The organism is Pseudogemmobacter sp. TB195, assembly GCF_058313095.1.
The window spans coordinates 1-12355 of sequence record NZ_JBZEGG010000051.1 but is presented as its reverse complement, the minus strand read 5'-3'; the positions used below and the strand labels follow the sequence as shown (position 1 = coordinate 12355).

General features: G+C 60.0%; 15 protein-coding genes and 1 pseudogene. 10 read left to right on the top strand and 6 right to left on the bottom strand.

Features of this window, described 5'->3' with window-relative positions; all coding sequences use genetic code 11:
• Positions 1 to 87 precede the first annotated feature (87 nt).
• Positions 88 to 366: an usg protein gene (locus AC4FS3_RS27855; protein WP_491023232.1), complete on the bottom strand. Its 279-nt coding sequence runs from the start codon at positions 364 to 366 to the stop codon at positions 88 to 90.
• A gap of 298 nt (positions 367 to 664) precedes the next feature.
• Between AC4FS3_RS27855 and AC4FS3_RS27850 the strand changes: the two genes are divergently transcribed.
• Positions 665 to 979 carry a co-chaperone GroES gene (locus AC4FS3_RS27850; RefSeq protein ID WP_491023231.1) on the top strand — a complete coding sequence of 105 codons (315 nt, stop codon included), beginning with the start codon at positions 665 to 667 and terminating at the stop codon, positions 977 to 979.
• A 54-nt stretch (positions 980 to 1033) separates the two neighbouring features.
• Positions 1034 to 2659, top strand: a complete 1626-nt coding sequence (gene groL, locus AC4FS3_RS27845; RefSeq protein ID WP_491023230.1) for a chaperonin GroEL — start codon at positions 1034 to 1036, stop codon at positions 2657 to 2659.
• Between the two features lie 193 nt (positions 2660 to 2852).
• Here the strand turns inward: groL and AC4FS3_RS27840 are convergent, their stop codons facing one another.
• Positions 2853 to 3332: a hypothetical protein gene (locus AC4FS3_RS27840; protein ID WP_491023229.1), complete on the bottom strand. Its 480-nt coding sequence runs from the start codon at positions 3330 to 3332 to the stop codon at positions 2853 to 2855.
• Positions 3333 to 4047: 715 nt separating this feature from the next.
• Between AC4FS3_RS27840 and AC4FS3_RS27835 the strand changes: the two genes are divergently transcribed.
• The 3 genes from AC4FS3_RS27835 to AC4FS3_RS27825 all read left to right on the top strand — a co-directional run bounded on the left by AC4FS3_RS27835 (position 4048) and on the right by AC4FS3_RS27825 (position 5484).
• Positions 4048 to 4254: a cold-shock protein gene (locus AC4FS3_RS27835; protein ID WP_249495888.1), complete on the top strand. Its 207-nt coding sequence runs from the start codon at positions 4048 to 4050 to the stop codon at positions 4252 to 4254.
• A 31-nt stretch (positions 4255 to 4285) separates the two neighbouring features.
• Complete coding sequence (locus tag AC4FS3_RS27830; RefSeq protein WP_491023228.1) at positions 4286 to 4642, top strand: DUF982 domain-containing protein; 357 nt, start codon at positions 4286 to 4288, stop codon at positions 4640 to 4642.
• Positions 4643 to 5097: 455 nt separating this feature from the next.
• A complete protein-coding gene (locus AC4FS3_RS27825) occupies positions 5098 to 5484 on the top strand; it encodes a DUF6481 family protein (RefSeq protein ID WP_491023227.1) in 387 nt (128 codons plus the stop codon).
• Positions 5485 to 5531: 47 nt separating this feature from the next.
• Here AC4FS3_RS27825 and AC4FS3_RS27820 read toward each other — a convergent pair whose 3' ends face one another.
• Positions 5532 to 6185, bottom strand: coding sequence for a YoaK family protein (locus tag AC4FS3_RS27820; RefSeq protein WP_491023226.1), 654 nt, complete (start codon positions 6183 to 6185; stop codon positions 5532 to 5534).
• 425 nt (positions 6186 to 6610) lie between these two features.
• On the opposite strand from AC4FS3_RS27820, the gene AC4FS3_RS27815 reads away from it, so the two are divergent.
• The 3 genes from AC4FS3_RS27815 (at position 6611) to AC4FS3_RS27805 (ending at position 8661) form a co-directional block, all read left to right on the top strand.
• A complete protein-coding gene (locus AC4FS3_RS27815; RefSeq protein WP_491023225.1) occupies positions 6611 to 7327 on the top strand; it encodes a lysophospholipid acyltransferase family protein in 717 nt (238 codons plus the stop codon).
• 177 nt (positions 7328 to 7504) lie between these two features.
• Positions 7505 to 8002, top strand: a complete 498-nt coding sequence (locus AC4FS3_RS27810; protein ID WP_491023224.1) for an Hsp20 family protein — start codon at positions 7505 to 7507, stop codon at positions 8000 to 8002.
• A 95-nt stretch (positions 8003 to 8097) separates the two neighbouring features.
• A complete protein-coding gene (locus tag AC4FS3_RS27805) occupies positions 8098 to 8661 on the top strand; it encodes an Hsp20/alpha crystallin family protein (RefSeq protein ID WP_491023223.1) in 564 nt (187 codons plus the stop codon).
• A 663-nt stretch (positions 8662 to 9324) separates the two neighbouring features.
• Here the strand turns inward: AC4FS3_RS27805 and AC4FS3_RS27800 are convergent.
• From AC4FS3_RS27800 to AC4FS3_RS27790, 3 genes are all read right to left on the bottom strand, one after another.
• Positions 9325 to 10161 (bottom strand): hypothetical protein, encoded by an 837-nt coding sequence (locus AC4FS3_RS27800; RefSeq protein WP_491023222.1) that lies wholly within the window; start codon positions 10159 to 10161, stop codon positions 9325 to 9327.
• A 228-nt stretch (positions 10162 to 10389) separates the two neighbouring features.
• Entirely contained in the window at positions 10390 to 10914 is a 525-nt protein-coding gene (locus AC4FS3_RS27795; RefSeq protein ID WP_491023221.1) for a hypothetical protein, read from the bottom strand.
• Between the two features lie 246 nt (positions 10915 to 11160).
• Positions 11161 to 11427: a hypothetical protein gene (locus AC4FS3_RS27790; RefSeq protein ID WP_491023220.1), complete on the bottom strand. Its 267-nt coding sequence runs from the start codon at positions 11425 to 11427 to the stop codon at positions 11161 to 11163.
• 196 nt (positions 11428 to 11623) lie between these two features.
• Between AC4FS3_RS27790 and AC4FS3_RS27785 the strand changes: the two genes are divergently transcribed.
• Both AC4FS3_RS27785 and AC4FS3_RS27780 read left to right on the top strand, forming a co-directional pair.
• The gene (locus tag AC4FS3_RS27785) at positions 11624 to 11959 is read left to right on the top strand and encodes a hypothetical protein (protein ID WP_491023219.1); all 336 of its coding nucleotides are present in this window, start codon (positions 11624 to 11626) and stop codon (positions 11957 to 11959) included.
• Between the two features lie 73 nt (positions 11960 to 12032).
• A pseudogene (locus tag AC4FS3_RS27780) lies at positions 12033 to 12355 on the top strand (lytic transglycosylase domain-containing protein); the annotation flags it as partial.

The following is a 12355-nucleotide window of genomic DNA, read 5'->3' as shown; positions in this document are numbered from 1 at the left end:
TGATCACCATCGCAAATGCAATCCTGAAAACAGGAGAGGTATGGCGTCAACAGCTCAATCAATAGACACAATTGCTAACCAACCCTGTCAGTGGATGGAGATGATCCCGTCAACGGCCTGCCATTCCGAGGGTTTTATCAGGCGTTGATGCGCAACCCTGACGGAGTGGAGCGCCCCGTCGAGAGTGGCCTCCCAGAATTCCAGAAAGCCACGCAGTTCAGGGAAGCCCGGTGCGAGGTCGTATTCCTGCCAGACATAGGTCTGCAGGATGCTCGGATGATCTGGCATGCGGTAGTGGATTTCCGCAGTCGTGAGGCCGTAGCCTTCCAACTGCAGGCGGAGTTCCCGACCATGGATACGGGTCATGTTCTGCCTCCTTTTCTGACAACCCGGACAGGTCAATCCTGAGGCAGCGGGGTTGGGTTTTCAAGTCATGTGAGTGGGCCTCACGATGGATTGTCAGGTCATAACATGCTGTTAGCATGGTTTCGCGGTGAGTGACAAAATTTTCGCCTGCCCCTCTTGAAACCTCTTTACGGGTTTCCAAAATCATCTGGCGTGCGATGCCTCACGGGTCGCACGGCCCCGCTCTGGGCCCGGTCTTTCCGGGCCGGTCCGGAGCGGTGGAACCTCTCAAAATCTGTTTGTCCAAGAGGAGAACGATATGACGTTCCGTCCACTGCATGACCGTATTCTGGTCCGCCGTATCGACGCTGAAGAGAAGACCGCCGGGGGGCTGATCATCCCCGATTCCGCGAAAGAAAAGCCCCAGGAGGGGGAGATCCTGGCTGTAGGCTCGGGCGCACGCGACGATGGCGGCAAGCTGATCCCGCTCGACGTCTCTGTCGGGGATCGCATCCTGTTCGGCAAATGGTCCGGCACCGAGATCCGGCTTGATGGTGAAGACCTGCTGATCATGAAGGAAAGCGACGTCATGGGCGTGATCGAAGCGCCTTCCGTCGCAAAGAAGGCCGCCTGAGGCCTTCCCCTGCAATCCAGTCGCAGAAACTGCCTGTAGAGGAGAAATCAGAAAATGACTGCCAAAGAAGTCAAATTTCATTCGGACGCCCGTGAGAAAATGCTGCGCGGCGTCGATATCCTTGCCAATGCCGTCAAGGTGACACTGGGGCCGAAGGGGCGCAATGTCGTGATCGACAAGTCGTTCGGAGCACCACGCATCACCAAGGACGGCGTTTCGGTGGCCAAGGAAATCGAGCTTGAGGACAAGTTCGAGAATATGGGCGCCCAGATGGTGCGCGAGGTGGCCTCCAAAACCAATGACGCCGCAGGGGATGGTACCACCACGGCGACGGTTCTGGCTCAGGCCATCGTGCGTGAAGGGGCGAAGGCCGTCGCTGCCGGCATGAACCCGATGGACCTGAAGCGAGGTATCGACAAGGCCGTCGAGGCGGTCGTAGGTGATCTGAAGATCAGGGCTCGAAAGGTCACGAAGAACGACGAGATCGCCCAAGTCGGGACGATTTCCGCCAATGGCGACGCCGAGATCGGCCGCTTCCTCGCAGAGGCGATGCAGAAAGTCGGCAATGAGGGCGTCATTACGGTCGAAGAGGCAAAGACCGCGATCTCGGAACTTGAGGTGGTCGAGGGGATGCAGTTCGACCGCGGATACCTCTCGCCCTATTTCGTGACCAATCAGGACAAGATGCGGGTTGAACTCGAAGACCCGTATCTGCTGATCCACGAGAAGAAACTGTCGAACCTGCAGGCGCTGGTGCCCGTTCTGGAGACCGTGATCCAGTCCGGCAAGCCGCTGCTGATCATCGCCGAGGATGTCGAAGGCGAGGCCCTGGCCACACTGGTGGTCAACAAGCTGCGCGGCGGTCTGAAGATCGCGGCGGTCAAGGCACCGGGCTTTGGCGACCGGCGCAAGGCGATGCTGCAGGATATCGCCATCCTCACCGGCGGCACCGCAATCAGCGAGGAACTGGGCATCAAGCTGGAAAACGTCACGCTCGATATGCTGGGCCGCGCGAAAAAGGTCGTCATCGACAAGGACAACACCACCATCGTCGATGGGGCTGGCGCAAAACCCGATATCGAGGCGCGCGTCAGTCAGATCAGGGGTCAGATCGAGGAGACCACCAGCGATTATGACCGTGAGAAGCTGCAGGAACGTCTGGCGAAACTCGTTGGCGGTGTTGCGGTGATCCGTGTCGGCGGTGCCACCGAAGTCGAGGTGAAGGAGAAGAAGGATCGCGTCGACGATGCGCTCCATGCTACCCGCGCTGCTGTCGAGGAGGGTATTCTGCCCGGAGGCGGCACGGCGCTCCTGCGCGCAGCCCGGGTGCTCGATGGCATTGCCACGGATAATGCGGACCAGAAGCATGGCATCGAGATCATTCGCCAGGCGATCGAAGCCCCAGTGCGCCAGATCGCGGCCAATGCGGGCACCGAAGGCGCCGTCATCGTCGGCAAGCTGCGCGAAAACGCCGAGGCGACCTGGGGCTGGAACGCCCAGACGGGAGAGTTCGGTGACCTCTATGCGCAGGGCGTGATCGACCCGGCCAAGGTGGTGCGCACGGCATTGCAGGATGCGGCTTCCGTTGCTGGCCTGCTCATCACAACCGAGGCGATGATCGCAGAGAAGCCGAAGAAGGAAGCGTCCACGCCGGTGCCTGCTGGCGGGATGGACTTCTGATCAGAACACGCGCGACCCCGTCCCTCACTGAGGGGCGGGGAAATGCCACAGACCGCCATCTTGCTAAGAGGTGAAATAGCCAGAGCGCGCCGAGCCCCGCGGTCTTATCGCGGGGCTCGTTCTTTACGTTCGGGGAAGTGAGCTGGTGGATGCCGGGACGAGGGCAGTTGAGCTCGCCCCGACTGTGGTCGTCTTATCGCCGCGCCCGCCAGATATCGTCACTGCCGGGAGCGGGTTCGCATCGTTCTGCTACGATCAGAACTGTCGGCTCAATCGCACGCGTTGCAAGCGGTCCATTGAATTGCCAGCACTGACCGGCCTCGAACGGGCGGTTGCCGAAGGTGCCACTGCCGTTCACGACAGCAACGCAGGCCAGCGGATCCATCAGCATGACGCGTTGTTCGGGCGCGAGCATCTCATGGGCGATCCAGAACGGGATGGCTTCTCCCGGCAGCGGCGCAATGGGTTGTGGATCACAGATCGCCTGCTCGCAGGCGCTGAGGAGCTGAGCGGGGTCGCTGGGCTCGAGAAGGAGGGGAAAATGATTGCCTTCCGCCACCTCAACGATGGTCAGGCCGGGTCCTGCAGCGTGAAGCGTTCCGGCTTCAATGAGGAACATGTCACCGATGGCGGGTTCAATCCGGCGCAGCATCTCCGGCAACCGGCCGCTCAATGCGGCGCTCCTGATCTGCTCGGCGGATGCGGGACGCCGGAGGCCGAGCTGCAGCCATGAGCCGGGCTCTGCTTCGGCAATGTACCACCATTTGTGATTACGCCCGGGTCCCGACTGCGGATGCAGGCGGGGGCTCTCCGATTGGCTCGTTCTGAGCCAGCGAAGGGTGAGCCCGGCTTCTGCTGCGTCAAAGGCCGTCTCTCGTGCAACTGGCGAGGGGGAAGGAGCAGAGCCTTGATCAGGTCTGGTCCATGGCCTGGTGTGCTCTCTTGGTGTTATCGGGGCAGCCCGGAAAGGCAGGGCAGGGGTGTGGAGTTCGAAAGTGTTGCAGTTCTTCTGTGTCTCGATCAGCATCGGCCCGGTTTCCCAAACGGATGTTGGTGGGATGGTTGGTGAAGTATATGTAATCGTGAGCCAAAATGCTCACGATCTCGGTTGAGATGGGATGGCCCGCTTCATTTTCAAGAGCGAAGCCACTGGCAGATGTGTTGTGTCGCTTGCGCCCAGTCCGGAAGAATTGGTTGCAGCGATAACAGGGGCTAACCACCCCGGAGACGCAGTTTCGGAATCCTTTCATAGCAATCAGGGCGGTCTTGCCCTATATGTAAGGGGCATCTTCTGTTTTTCGGACCTGTCCCTTTCGGCTCAGCTTTGGATTTTCAGCTTTGCCGGGCCATCACATATTGTGGGTGGCACCAATGAAAGGAACATCACGATGGCCAATGGCACCGTGAAATGGTTCAACTCCACTAAGGGTTTTGGATTTATCGCTCCCGAGGGTGGCTCCAAGGACGTTTTCGTCCATGTCTCCGCGCTTGAGCGCGCCGGAATTCATGGGCTGAATGATGGTCAGGCTGTCTCGTTCGATGTCGAGCGCGACCGCAATGGCCGTGAATCCGCGATGAACCTCGTTCTCGCCTGATCTTCGGGCTTGAGCACTGAAATCGGGATCGATGCAATATCGGACCCGGTTTCCCCGAAATGGCGGGGCTGCATCTTGCACGCGCCATTCGCTTTCCAGGAAAGAAGTCTTTTTGATAGAAATCAACTGGGGGAAACCCCTGTCTTTTGTCATGTCGCCTGATGGTGATGTGCAGAAATTCAGCACAATCGAGCAAGTCAAATACTGGCTGGTGAGGAAATGGCCGATTGCGGATGACGCGCATGCCATTGCACTTCAACAAGTGAACGGGGCGATGGACTGCATCATTCCAGTAGGCATTGCCCGCCGTGCCTTCGCGGCTGCGGCGAAATCCGCAGGGTTCGTTCCGGAGAGCCTTGTCGCCTATCCGATGCGTAAGGCCGCCTGAGCCTTTCTGAATGCGACTGCCAAGGATCGCCTTGATCCGGCTGGGCGCGGCTTGCCGTCGCTATATAGACAGCGGCCCTTGCCTGACGACATATATGATCTCTCAGGCATCGCTCCTCAAGTGATCCGCGGGCAGGTCTTGTTTTATCAGCCGGATTTCTTTGCGCCGAAATCGGCCCGCAGAGCGGCCATCAAATGAAGGAGAAACCTCTATGCCTGGCACCATGAGCAGAGCACGTCAGACCGCGGAGGCTGCGTTCGACAAAACCCAGTCGCAATTCCTGTCAAGAACCCGCGCCCTCGATGAGCAGAATACCGAAGCGGCTGAACGTGCAGAGAAAACCCGGCGTTTGAGGGCAGCGCGTCTCGAAAGCGAACAGGTTACAAAATAGCGGCAACGCCGCTCGCAATCAGCAAGCGGCCCAGGCCGCTCTACTCTGAAAGGTAAGAGAAGCAGTGAGAACGAAAGAATTTTCCGATCGGCGCGGCAATGCCACCAGTGCACGACTTTCGATGATCGAGAGCTTCAAGGCGGCCCAGGCGGCGGCAGCACCGGGTCTCGCGGCACGGAGCGCGGAGCGCGTGGAAATCGCGCGGGCGCGTGAAGCGCGCCGTGCTACGCGAGATGCTGAGAGATTGGCCGAGGAGCAACGCGTCGCGGCGCAAGAGGCCGCGCTTGCCGAAGATCAACTTCAGCTGGAAGCTGCGGAGATCGCAACGCGCGACGCCCGGCAATCTACGCAGGACAAACGTATCGCTCTCGTCCTGTCAGATGAGGCTGCCCGCAAAGCCGCCCGAGATCAGCGATACGCCAAACGCAAGGCTGCACAGCAGGTTGCCTGATGCGCAGCCTTGATGCACGGTCGATGGCGGCATGATGACCACTGTCGCTATCGCAGCCGCAAGCCGGGGCCCGCCAGGCCGAGCAATGTCAGCCCAAGCGGCAAGGCAAACCAGAAGCCGATCTCGCCAAAGCCAACCGCCCCGACAACACCCCCGCCCAGGAAGGCTGCGACCAGTGTCAGCAAGATGCGCAGCTTGCTCTTGTCCGGTCGGATGCCACTGGCGGGCGCGCTGAGCGCAACGGCGGCCCGGCCAAGCTCGATCCCGATATCGGTGACCATGCCGGTCGCATGGGTCGTCCGGATCCGCGCGCCCGAGATCTTGGTGATAGTCGCATTCTGCATCCCCATGATGAAACACAGGCAGCACAGGGCAAAGAGACGGCCCAACTCACTGGTGAAGACGCCGCCGGTCGCGAAGAGCAGCAGGAAGACGCCCTGCAGTGCGATCGGCAGCGCGTATTGCCGCCGCGCGCTGTGCAGGCGCTCCCAGTTGATCAGATAGGTGCTGAAGCCGGCGCCGGTGATGAAGGCACCAAGGGCCAGCACCGCAATCAGCGACACCCATAAGTTGCCGAGCACCAGATTGTCGGCCAACTGCGAAAGATAGCCCGTCATATGCGAGGTATACTGGCCGAGCGCGAAGAACCCACCGGCATTGGCCGCACCGGCCACTGCCGCGAGTATCGTCGCAAGCGACAAGTCGCTGCCCCGTGATCGGCGGTGCCCGACAAGGACACGGGCAGAGGTGATCGGTCGGGTGATATGTCTGCGTTGGGCCAAGGGCTCGAGCCTGTCAATCGGATGATCAAATACGGGGGCGGCGCAGCCGATCCATTCCCGCATGTATCACGGTGAGCCTTTGGTTTACCGGCCGCAACCCGAATGCAGCAGGTTCCGACCGGGTGCTTAGACCTGCGCGCGTCTGAACACGTTTAAGACGGCGCAATATTGATGGCCAGTCTACGCTTATGCGCCGGAACTGGCCAGCGAACGCCCCGAGAGGTTGACGATGTGCGACTGGCCCAGGACTGTCACCATCCGACCGCAACCGACGCCAGCACCCTCAGCGCCGATGCTGTGGCAATGACTCTTTCATAAGTGGAAGGCCCGGAAAGACATAGGCAATGCTGAAACTCAGAAGCCGGACTTTTGACATCCTGATCGGAGGCTGGGCCCTTGTCCTCAGCCCGGTCATTCCTTTGCTGATGCTGCTGCGCCGCCCCGACCTGAACCGTCGCATGATCCGGTTCTGGGCCCGAGGCGCTTTCGCGATGTCCCGCAGGATCCTTGATCTGGACATGCGCGAGATCGGCACCGAGAACCGGCCGCAATCAGGGTCCTGCCTCTATGTTGCGAACCACCAATCGGCGTGGGAGACGCTGGCCTTCAATGTGCTGATTCCCGACGTCTGCATTGTGGCGAAGATCGAACTGGCCCGAGTTCCAGTCTTTGGCTGGTTCTTGCGGCACGCGCCGATGATCCTTGTCGACCGTGCGGCTGGCGCGAAAGCGCTCGGCAAAATGCTGAAAGAGGCACGCGAGGCCGTGGCCGAGGGGCGCTCGATCCTGATCTTTCCCGAAGGTACGAGGGTCAGGCCGGGTCGGCACCGTCGCTTCCAGCCGGGCGTGGCCGCGCTTTATCGCAGCCTAGGGGTGCCAGTGGTTCCTTTGGCACATGATTCCGGGATGTTTTGGACGTCCGGGGGCAAGAAGCCCGGCCGCATTACCATATCATATCTGGCGCAATTGCCGGCGGGTCTGCCGCCGCACGAGGCGATGGCGCTGATGGAAGAGGCGGTAAATAGTGAGAAGGACCGGCTCGTGGGCGGGTCTGGCACCTGACATCCGGTGATTGCGGCACCTGCTGACAAAAATCTAAACCCGTCAAACTTCTCCTCTTGAAACGCAGATCCTGTTTTCTAAATCGGATTTTGCAGGCGGCCGAACCTGGCGCCTGTCGTCGGATATCCCGGCGAAATCATCAACTTGTACCCATGTTGCTCAATGGAGGATGTGGCTATGAGAACCACATTTGACTTTACACCGTTGTTCCGGTCGAGCGTCGGCTTTGACCGGCTTTTGACCACGCTGGAGGCGGCTTCCCGTCGTGATGGCCCGGATAACTGGCCCCCCTATGACATCGCGCGCCTGGATGAGAACAGCTACCGTATCACCATGGCGGTCGCGGGATTCCGCGAGTCTGACCTTGCCCTTACCCAGAACGGCAATGTTCTGATCGTCGCGGGACGCAAGGAAGTCGAGGACAAGGCCGAGTATCTCCATCGCGGCATTCCGGCCGGGACTTTTGAGCGTCGGTTCGAACTCGCCGATCATGTCTGGGTCGAGGGGGCGTCGCTGGCCGATGGCCTGCTTGAGGTCGCTCTGAAGCGCGAAATCCCCGAAGGGAAAAAGCCGCGCCGCATCGAAATCGCGAGCGCTTCTGCTCCTGTCGGGGAGACCCCGCGCCTTGTGGCCGCCAAGGCAACAGACAAGCAGCCCGAGCCTGTTGCCGCCTGATCGGACAATTCCTGAACCCGACCTGCAAAGCCCTGCGCATCGGTAATCCCGATGCGCAGGGTGCGCGGTCTGTTCAGGCCTGAATGGAGAACATCATGAGTGTAAAGGATCTTATCCCGCAAAGCTGGACCCGCAACCTGTCTTGGTGGCGTGATCGCGACACCTCCTTTCGTGACGCGCCGCCCCCGGAACAGTGGCGCGAGGAACCGCGCGACCCTTTTGTGACCTTCCACCGCGAGGTGAATCGTCTTTTCGACGACTTTTTCCGCTCTTTCGACACCTGCTTGCCGGGCTTTTCTGGCATTGGGGGTGGATTGACGGGATGGCCGGGCGCGACCTGGCCGAGCGTCGAGATTTGCGAGACCGGCAGTGCGATCCGGGTAACGGCGGAACTGCCGGGGCTTGAGGAGCAGGATGTCGAGGTCCTGCTGGAAGACGGCCTGCTCACGCTCCGAGGTGAGAAGACCAGTGCGACCCAGGACCACGAGCGCCAATTCTCGGAGCGTGTCTATGGCCGTTTCGAGCGGCGTATTCCCTTGCCTTCGGGCATCGATGAGGGCGCGGTCGAGGCCAGTTTCCGCAGCGGCGTTTTGACTATCACCCTGCCAAAGACCGAGGCTGCGCAGGCGAAGGTCAGGCGCATTCCACTGAAGAACTGAGCGAGGATTGGGCCGGGAGATCCCCGGCCCAACACTTCCCCTGTTGCAAGCAATGGAGGAAAAGATTCAACTTTTGAACGGAGACACTGACTTCACTGCCCATGCCTGTGGATTTTCGGGCGTTTGTCGGTGCCAATCGGCTTCGGCGCTGCCTGCCGGGTTGGTGGCGCATATCTGGATATTCGGGGCCGGCATTTTCTATCCAGAGGCTTAGACGCCATTGGTCCATAATCGCCGCGGCCGGATGCTTCTGGCGATGATCATCTTGTCGTTCGTGCTGGACGCCCCTCCCGGATCTGACTGGTGCGCTCTGGCTGGAATATGGCAACTGTCGGACGAGGTGATCGCTTGCTTCACTGAGTTACTGCTTCAGTGCCATTTGGATGCTTAACCAAGGACGGCGATATGCTCTGTGGGTGGATTTAGAAATAGACAAGTGTCCTTCTCGAAAGCGATTCAGCTGGAGCAGGGAAAAATGGACTTCGTTGCCCAGAATATATGCGTAAGCTCCGGTAATTGGCGCAGGCAGGGAGTGGCAATTCTCACCCATTGTCAGGGCTAATATGCGGACCTCCACCTGAAAATGCCGATCATTGAGCTCCTGGGCGACGTTGATGTTTGGCCGGCTTTATATTTTGATGACGTTAGAGGCGAAGAGGTGTTTCATCGTTGAATCTCGCCTGTTGAGACTGCAATGCCGTGTACGGCCAACTGCGCCTGTAATCCCGAGCATCCAAATCGGATCCGAATTTCGGTAACGCGCGCTGCGTAAGCCTCAGCTCCGATCGCCCGTTTCAAATCGCGCTCGTGGAAATATCGGTTGATGAACGGGGCTGGCGCCATCAGACGTTGCAACTGCCTGGCCTCTGGCGAGATTGACTTGGCAGCTTGTGGAGGCGGGCCCGGCCGAACTTCACCACAATTGCCCCTCCACTTCCGCATGAACCCGAGCAGATACCCCGCCGGCACAGCCTCACGGCCACGCCGCCGGTTGAACTCCCGGAAGCGATCCCAGATGTGCCGGCTGTCTGCCGCGCGGCAGGGCAGGGCGGTCTTGGCCTTCCCGATTAGTGCCAGCCAGCGCGCTGCCGGTTCAGGTCCGCCACGATCCACCATGATTGTTCCATGAAATACATTTTTGTTTGAATCTCTTATATAAGGCGAATTGTCAGCTGTGGTTGACACCTCATCGTCGAGATCTTGCTCATCGCAGCACCCGAACCGGAAGAGCCAGGGCGCGAACCTGCCCTTACCGCGATGGCGGAGAAGCCGCAGCCCGGAAGTGGCCAGCTCCGTCAGCAGGCTGTGAAGATGCTGGCGCGAGACCTCCATCCGTTCGGCCAGGTCGTTTAGGGTGAAGGCGGCGGTGCCATGGGGCAGGCCGTTGTAGCCCTCCTTCCAGGCGACGCCGTCGAGAATGAGGGTCGCAAGCTTGTGTGCGGCGCAGGTGAGGTCGGTGTGGGTGATGCGGCGAAGGATGGCGCCAGTGGTGAGTTCCATGATCGTCGTCTCCGATACGACGCGCCAGGCTCGAAGCAATACAACACAAGTGCAGTCAATATAACATTATTGGTTGCGCAACCTCAAAGGATGGGTTAGAACACTTTGGCTAGGTGAGTGTTCTTTGAGGTTTTGGTGTTGGATCTTTGGTCTGGCGTCGTCTTCAAAAAGGGGATCGAGCGTCCCCGACACAGAGAGCCGCCGGGGCCGCAAGGCTCCGGCGGCTTTTCAATAGCGGACCTCTTCAGACCCGTAGTTTCCGGCATGGTCACGCCAGTCCACAAAGACCGAGCGCCAGGAATAGCTGCGGCAATGCTCCGGCACCGCGAGATCAGATGCCTCCGGGACAGCACCAACTGAGGATCGGGTCCAGCCATAGTCGCCTTGCGTGCCATAGGAGCCGAGACGGGTGGAATCGCTGCGAATGCAGTCGCCATCGCGGTTCTGATGCTGGCTGAACTGGATGTGATAAACGCGGATGCTTCGCACGAAATCGAAGGCATCACCGGAGATGTCGATATCGGCCTGCTCCCCGGCCTGCGCGAGGATCAGCCCGGGCACTTTGATAGGGGTCTGCAGGGTACTTTCATGCGGCTCGCGGAACGCAATGTCATAGAGCCGCTCCATCGGGCTGAGCGGCGCTTCACCGCCGAAGGATGCGCCCATCGGGCAACGCCAGATCTGCAGGGGCGGCTCGACCGGCCAGGGCGTAATGCGGCGGATGAACTCGGCGCGGGCCCGCGCGCAAGGCACGGACGCTGGCCATCCGCCGGCGAGGCAAAGGAGGATGGCACAGTCGATCTGGTAGGTCTGCGCCTGAACGGGTGCAGGGGTTGAGACCGCGGTAGTCACAGCCAGAGAGGCGGTCATAAGGGTAGTTCGAAGGGCAGGGTACATGGAGGCGACTCGCTCAGTTACCCCCTATCGCTACGATACACCATTATTGAATGCAACATTCTTGCATTGCTTGCCGTGTGACTAGCGCATCCGATTTTTGCCTCAGTTCCCGATCACGCTCTGGAAGCGACCGTAATCCTGACTGACCTCCTGTGCCTCAGAGAAGGCCCGGGCGCGCTCGGCATCGAGACAGCGAAAATACTCCTGCACTGCGGAGATGTAAGCCTCGAAGTCTTCCCGGATCAGATCGGCATAGGTCCGTACATCAGCCGGGTCGCTCGGCAGCCAGGGCCGTTCCGGGGGATTGCATGATGCTGAGGCGGCGGAGCAACTCACCATGATCGCGACAAGGCAGGGTAGGAGGCGCATCTTCACCATGTTTCGGACGAGGCCCCGTCATTGCTTTGATTTGTCACAGTCTTGGGCTATCCACCCTTATGGAGCGATGATCTGCCGTCAAGGCATGAAATAATCATTGCTATCAATAATAGTGTAATGCTACGGCTATGGTGATTTGATTCCCCATGGCCTGACCCATTCAATGGAGAGGAGCCGCGGGGAGACCATGCTAGAAGACGCCCCGAATGTGGTTACAGAAGACGGATTGCGACAGCTGCTGGCACAGGGCTATTCGGCCGAAGTGGTCTGTCGGACCGCAGCCGAGAAGCGCCTCAACGCCTGGTATGGTTCCTGGTATGTGCGGGCGATCGGGCCCGCTGGCGGTGATGAGAAGATCGTCGTCACCAGCCGCAATTACATCAAGGCCCGTGAGTTCAAGACCGTTGCCGGGCTTGTCAGCTTCCTCTCGGATATCGGAATGCGCACGGCGCATATTCCGCTCGACGAGGGCGGCCGCTCTCTTCACCAACTGCCGGAATTCGCGCCCGCGCAGCAGGGCTGAGGGTTCAACCCTTCTTCTGGCCCTTTGCGTCCTTGCCGGGATCGCTCCGGCTGGCGCGAGGGCCGAGGGCTTTGTGTTTAGGGTGGCGCTGGACGGCCAACTGGCCTCGGTGTCATCCGATATTGGCTTCATGCGCCAATTTGGCGACGAGACGCCGGAGCGGCTCTTCCTCTTTGGGACACCGCGGGATGATGGTGAGACTGATGCCAGTGTCTCCACGCCGCGGCCCGCATCCGCCAGTCCCGAGATCCTGCAAGGCATCGAAGACACCGCGCTGCGCTATGGCGGCCATGCCGCGCTGAGGCAGGCCGGGCTCTCCGTCACCGACTGGGCACTTTTCTACCGGGCCAATATCGAGGTCGAGAGCGCCTATAACCCGGCGGCCCTGAGCCATGC

Excerpts from the sequence above, each read along its gene's own strand:
- AC4FS3_RS27810 (WP_491023224.1), top strand. The coding sequence starts at position 7,505 with ATGAGAACCACATTTGACTTTACACCGTTGTTCCGGTCGAGCGTCGGC.
- AC4FS3_RS27850 (WP_491023231.1), top strand. The coding sequence starts at position 665 with ATGACGTTCCGTCCACTGCATGACCGTATTCTGGTCCGCCGTATCGAC.
- AC4FS3_RS27830 (WP_491023228.1), top strand. The coding sequence starts at position 4,286 with ATGCAATATCGGACCCGGTTTCCCCGAAATGGCGGGGCTGCATCTTGC.
- AC4FS3_RS27785 (WP_491023219.1), top strand. The coding sequence starts at position 11,624 with ATGCTAGAAGACGCCCCGAATGTGGTTACAGAAGACGGATTGCGACAG.
- AC4FS3_RS27805 (WP_491023223.1), top strand. The coding sequence starts at position 8,098 with ATGAGTGTAAAGGATCTTATCCCGCAAAGCTGGACCCGCAACCTGTCT.
- AC4FS3_RS27790 (WP_491023220.1), bottom strand. The coding sequence starts at position 11,427 with ATGCGCCTCCTACCCTGCCTTGTCGCGATCATGGTGAGTTGCTCCGCC.
- AC4FS3_RS27800 (WP_491023222.1), bottom strand. The coding sequence starts at position 10,161 with ATGGAACTCACCACTGGCGCCATCCTTCGCCGCATCACCCACACCGAC.
- AC4FS3_RS27855 (WP_491023232.1), bottom strand. The coding sequence starts at position 366 with ATGACCCGTATCCATGGTCGGGAACTCCGCCTGCAGTTGGAAGGCTAC.
- AC4FS3_RS27815 (WP_491023225.1), top strand. The coding sequence starts at position 6,611 with ATGCTGAAACTCAGAAGCCGGACTTTTGACATCCTGATCGGAGGCTGG.
- AC4FS3_RS27835 (WP_249495888.1), top strand. The coding sequence starts at position 4,048 with ATGGCCAATGGCACCGTGAAATGGTTCAACTCCACTAAGGGTTTTGGA.
- groL (WP_491023230.1), top strand. The coding sequence starts at position 1,034 with ATGACTGCCAAAGAAGTCAAATTTCATTCGGACGCCCGTGAGAAAATG.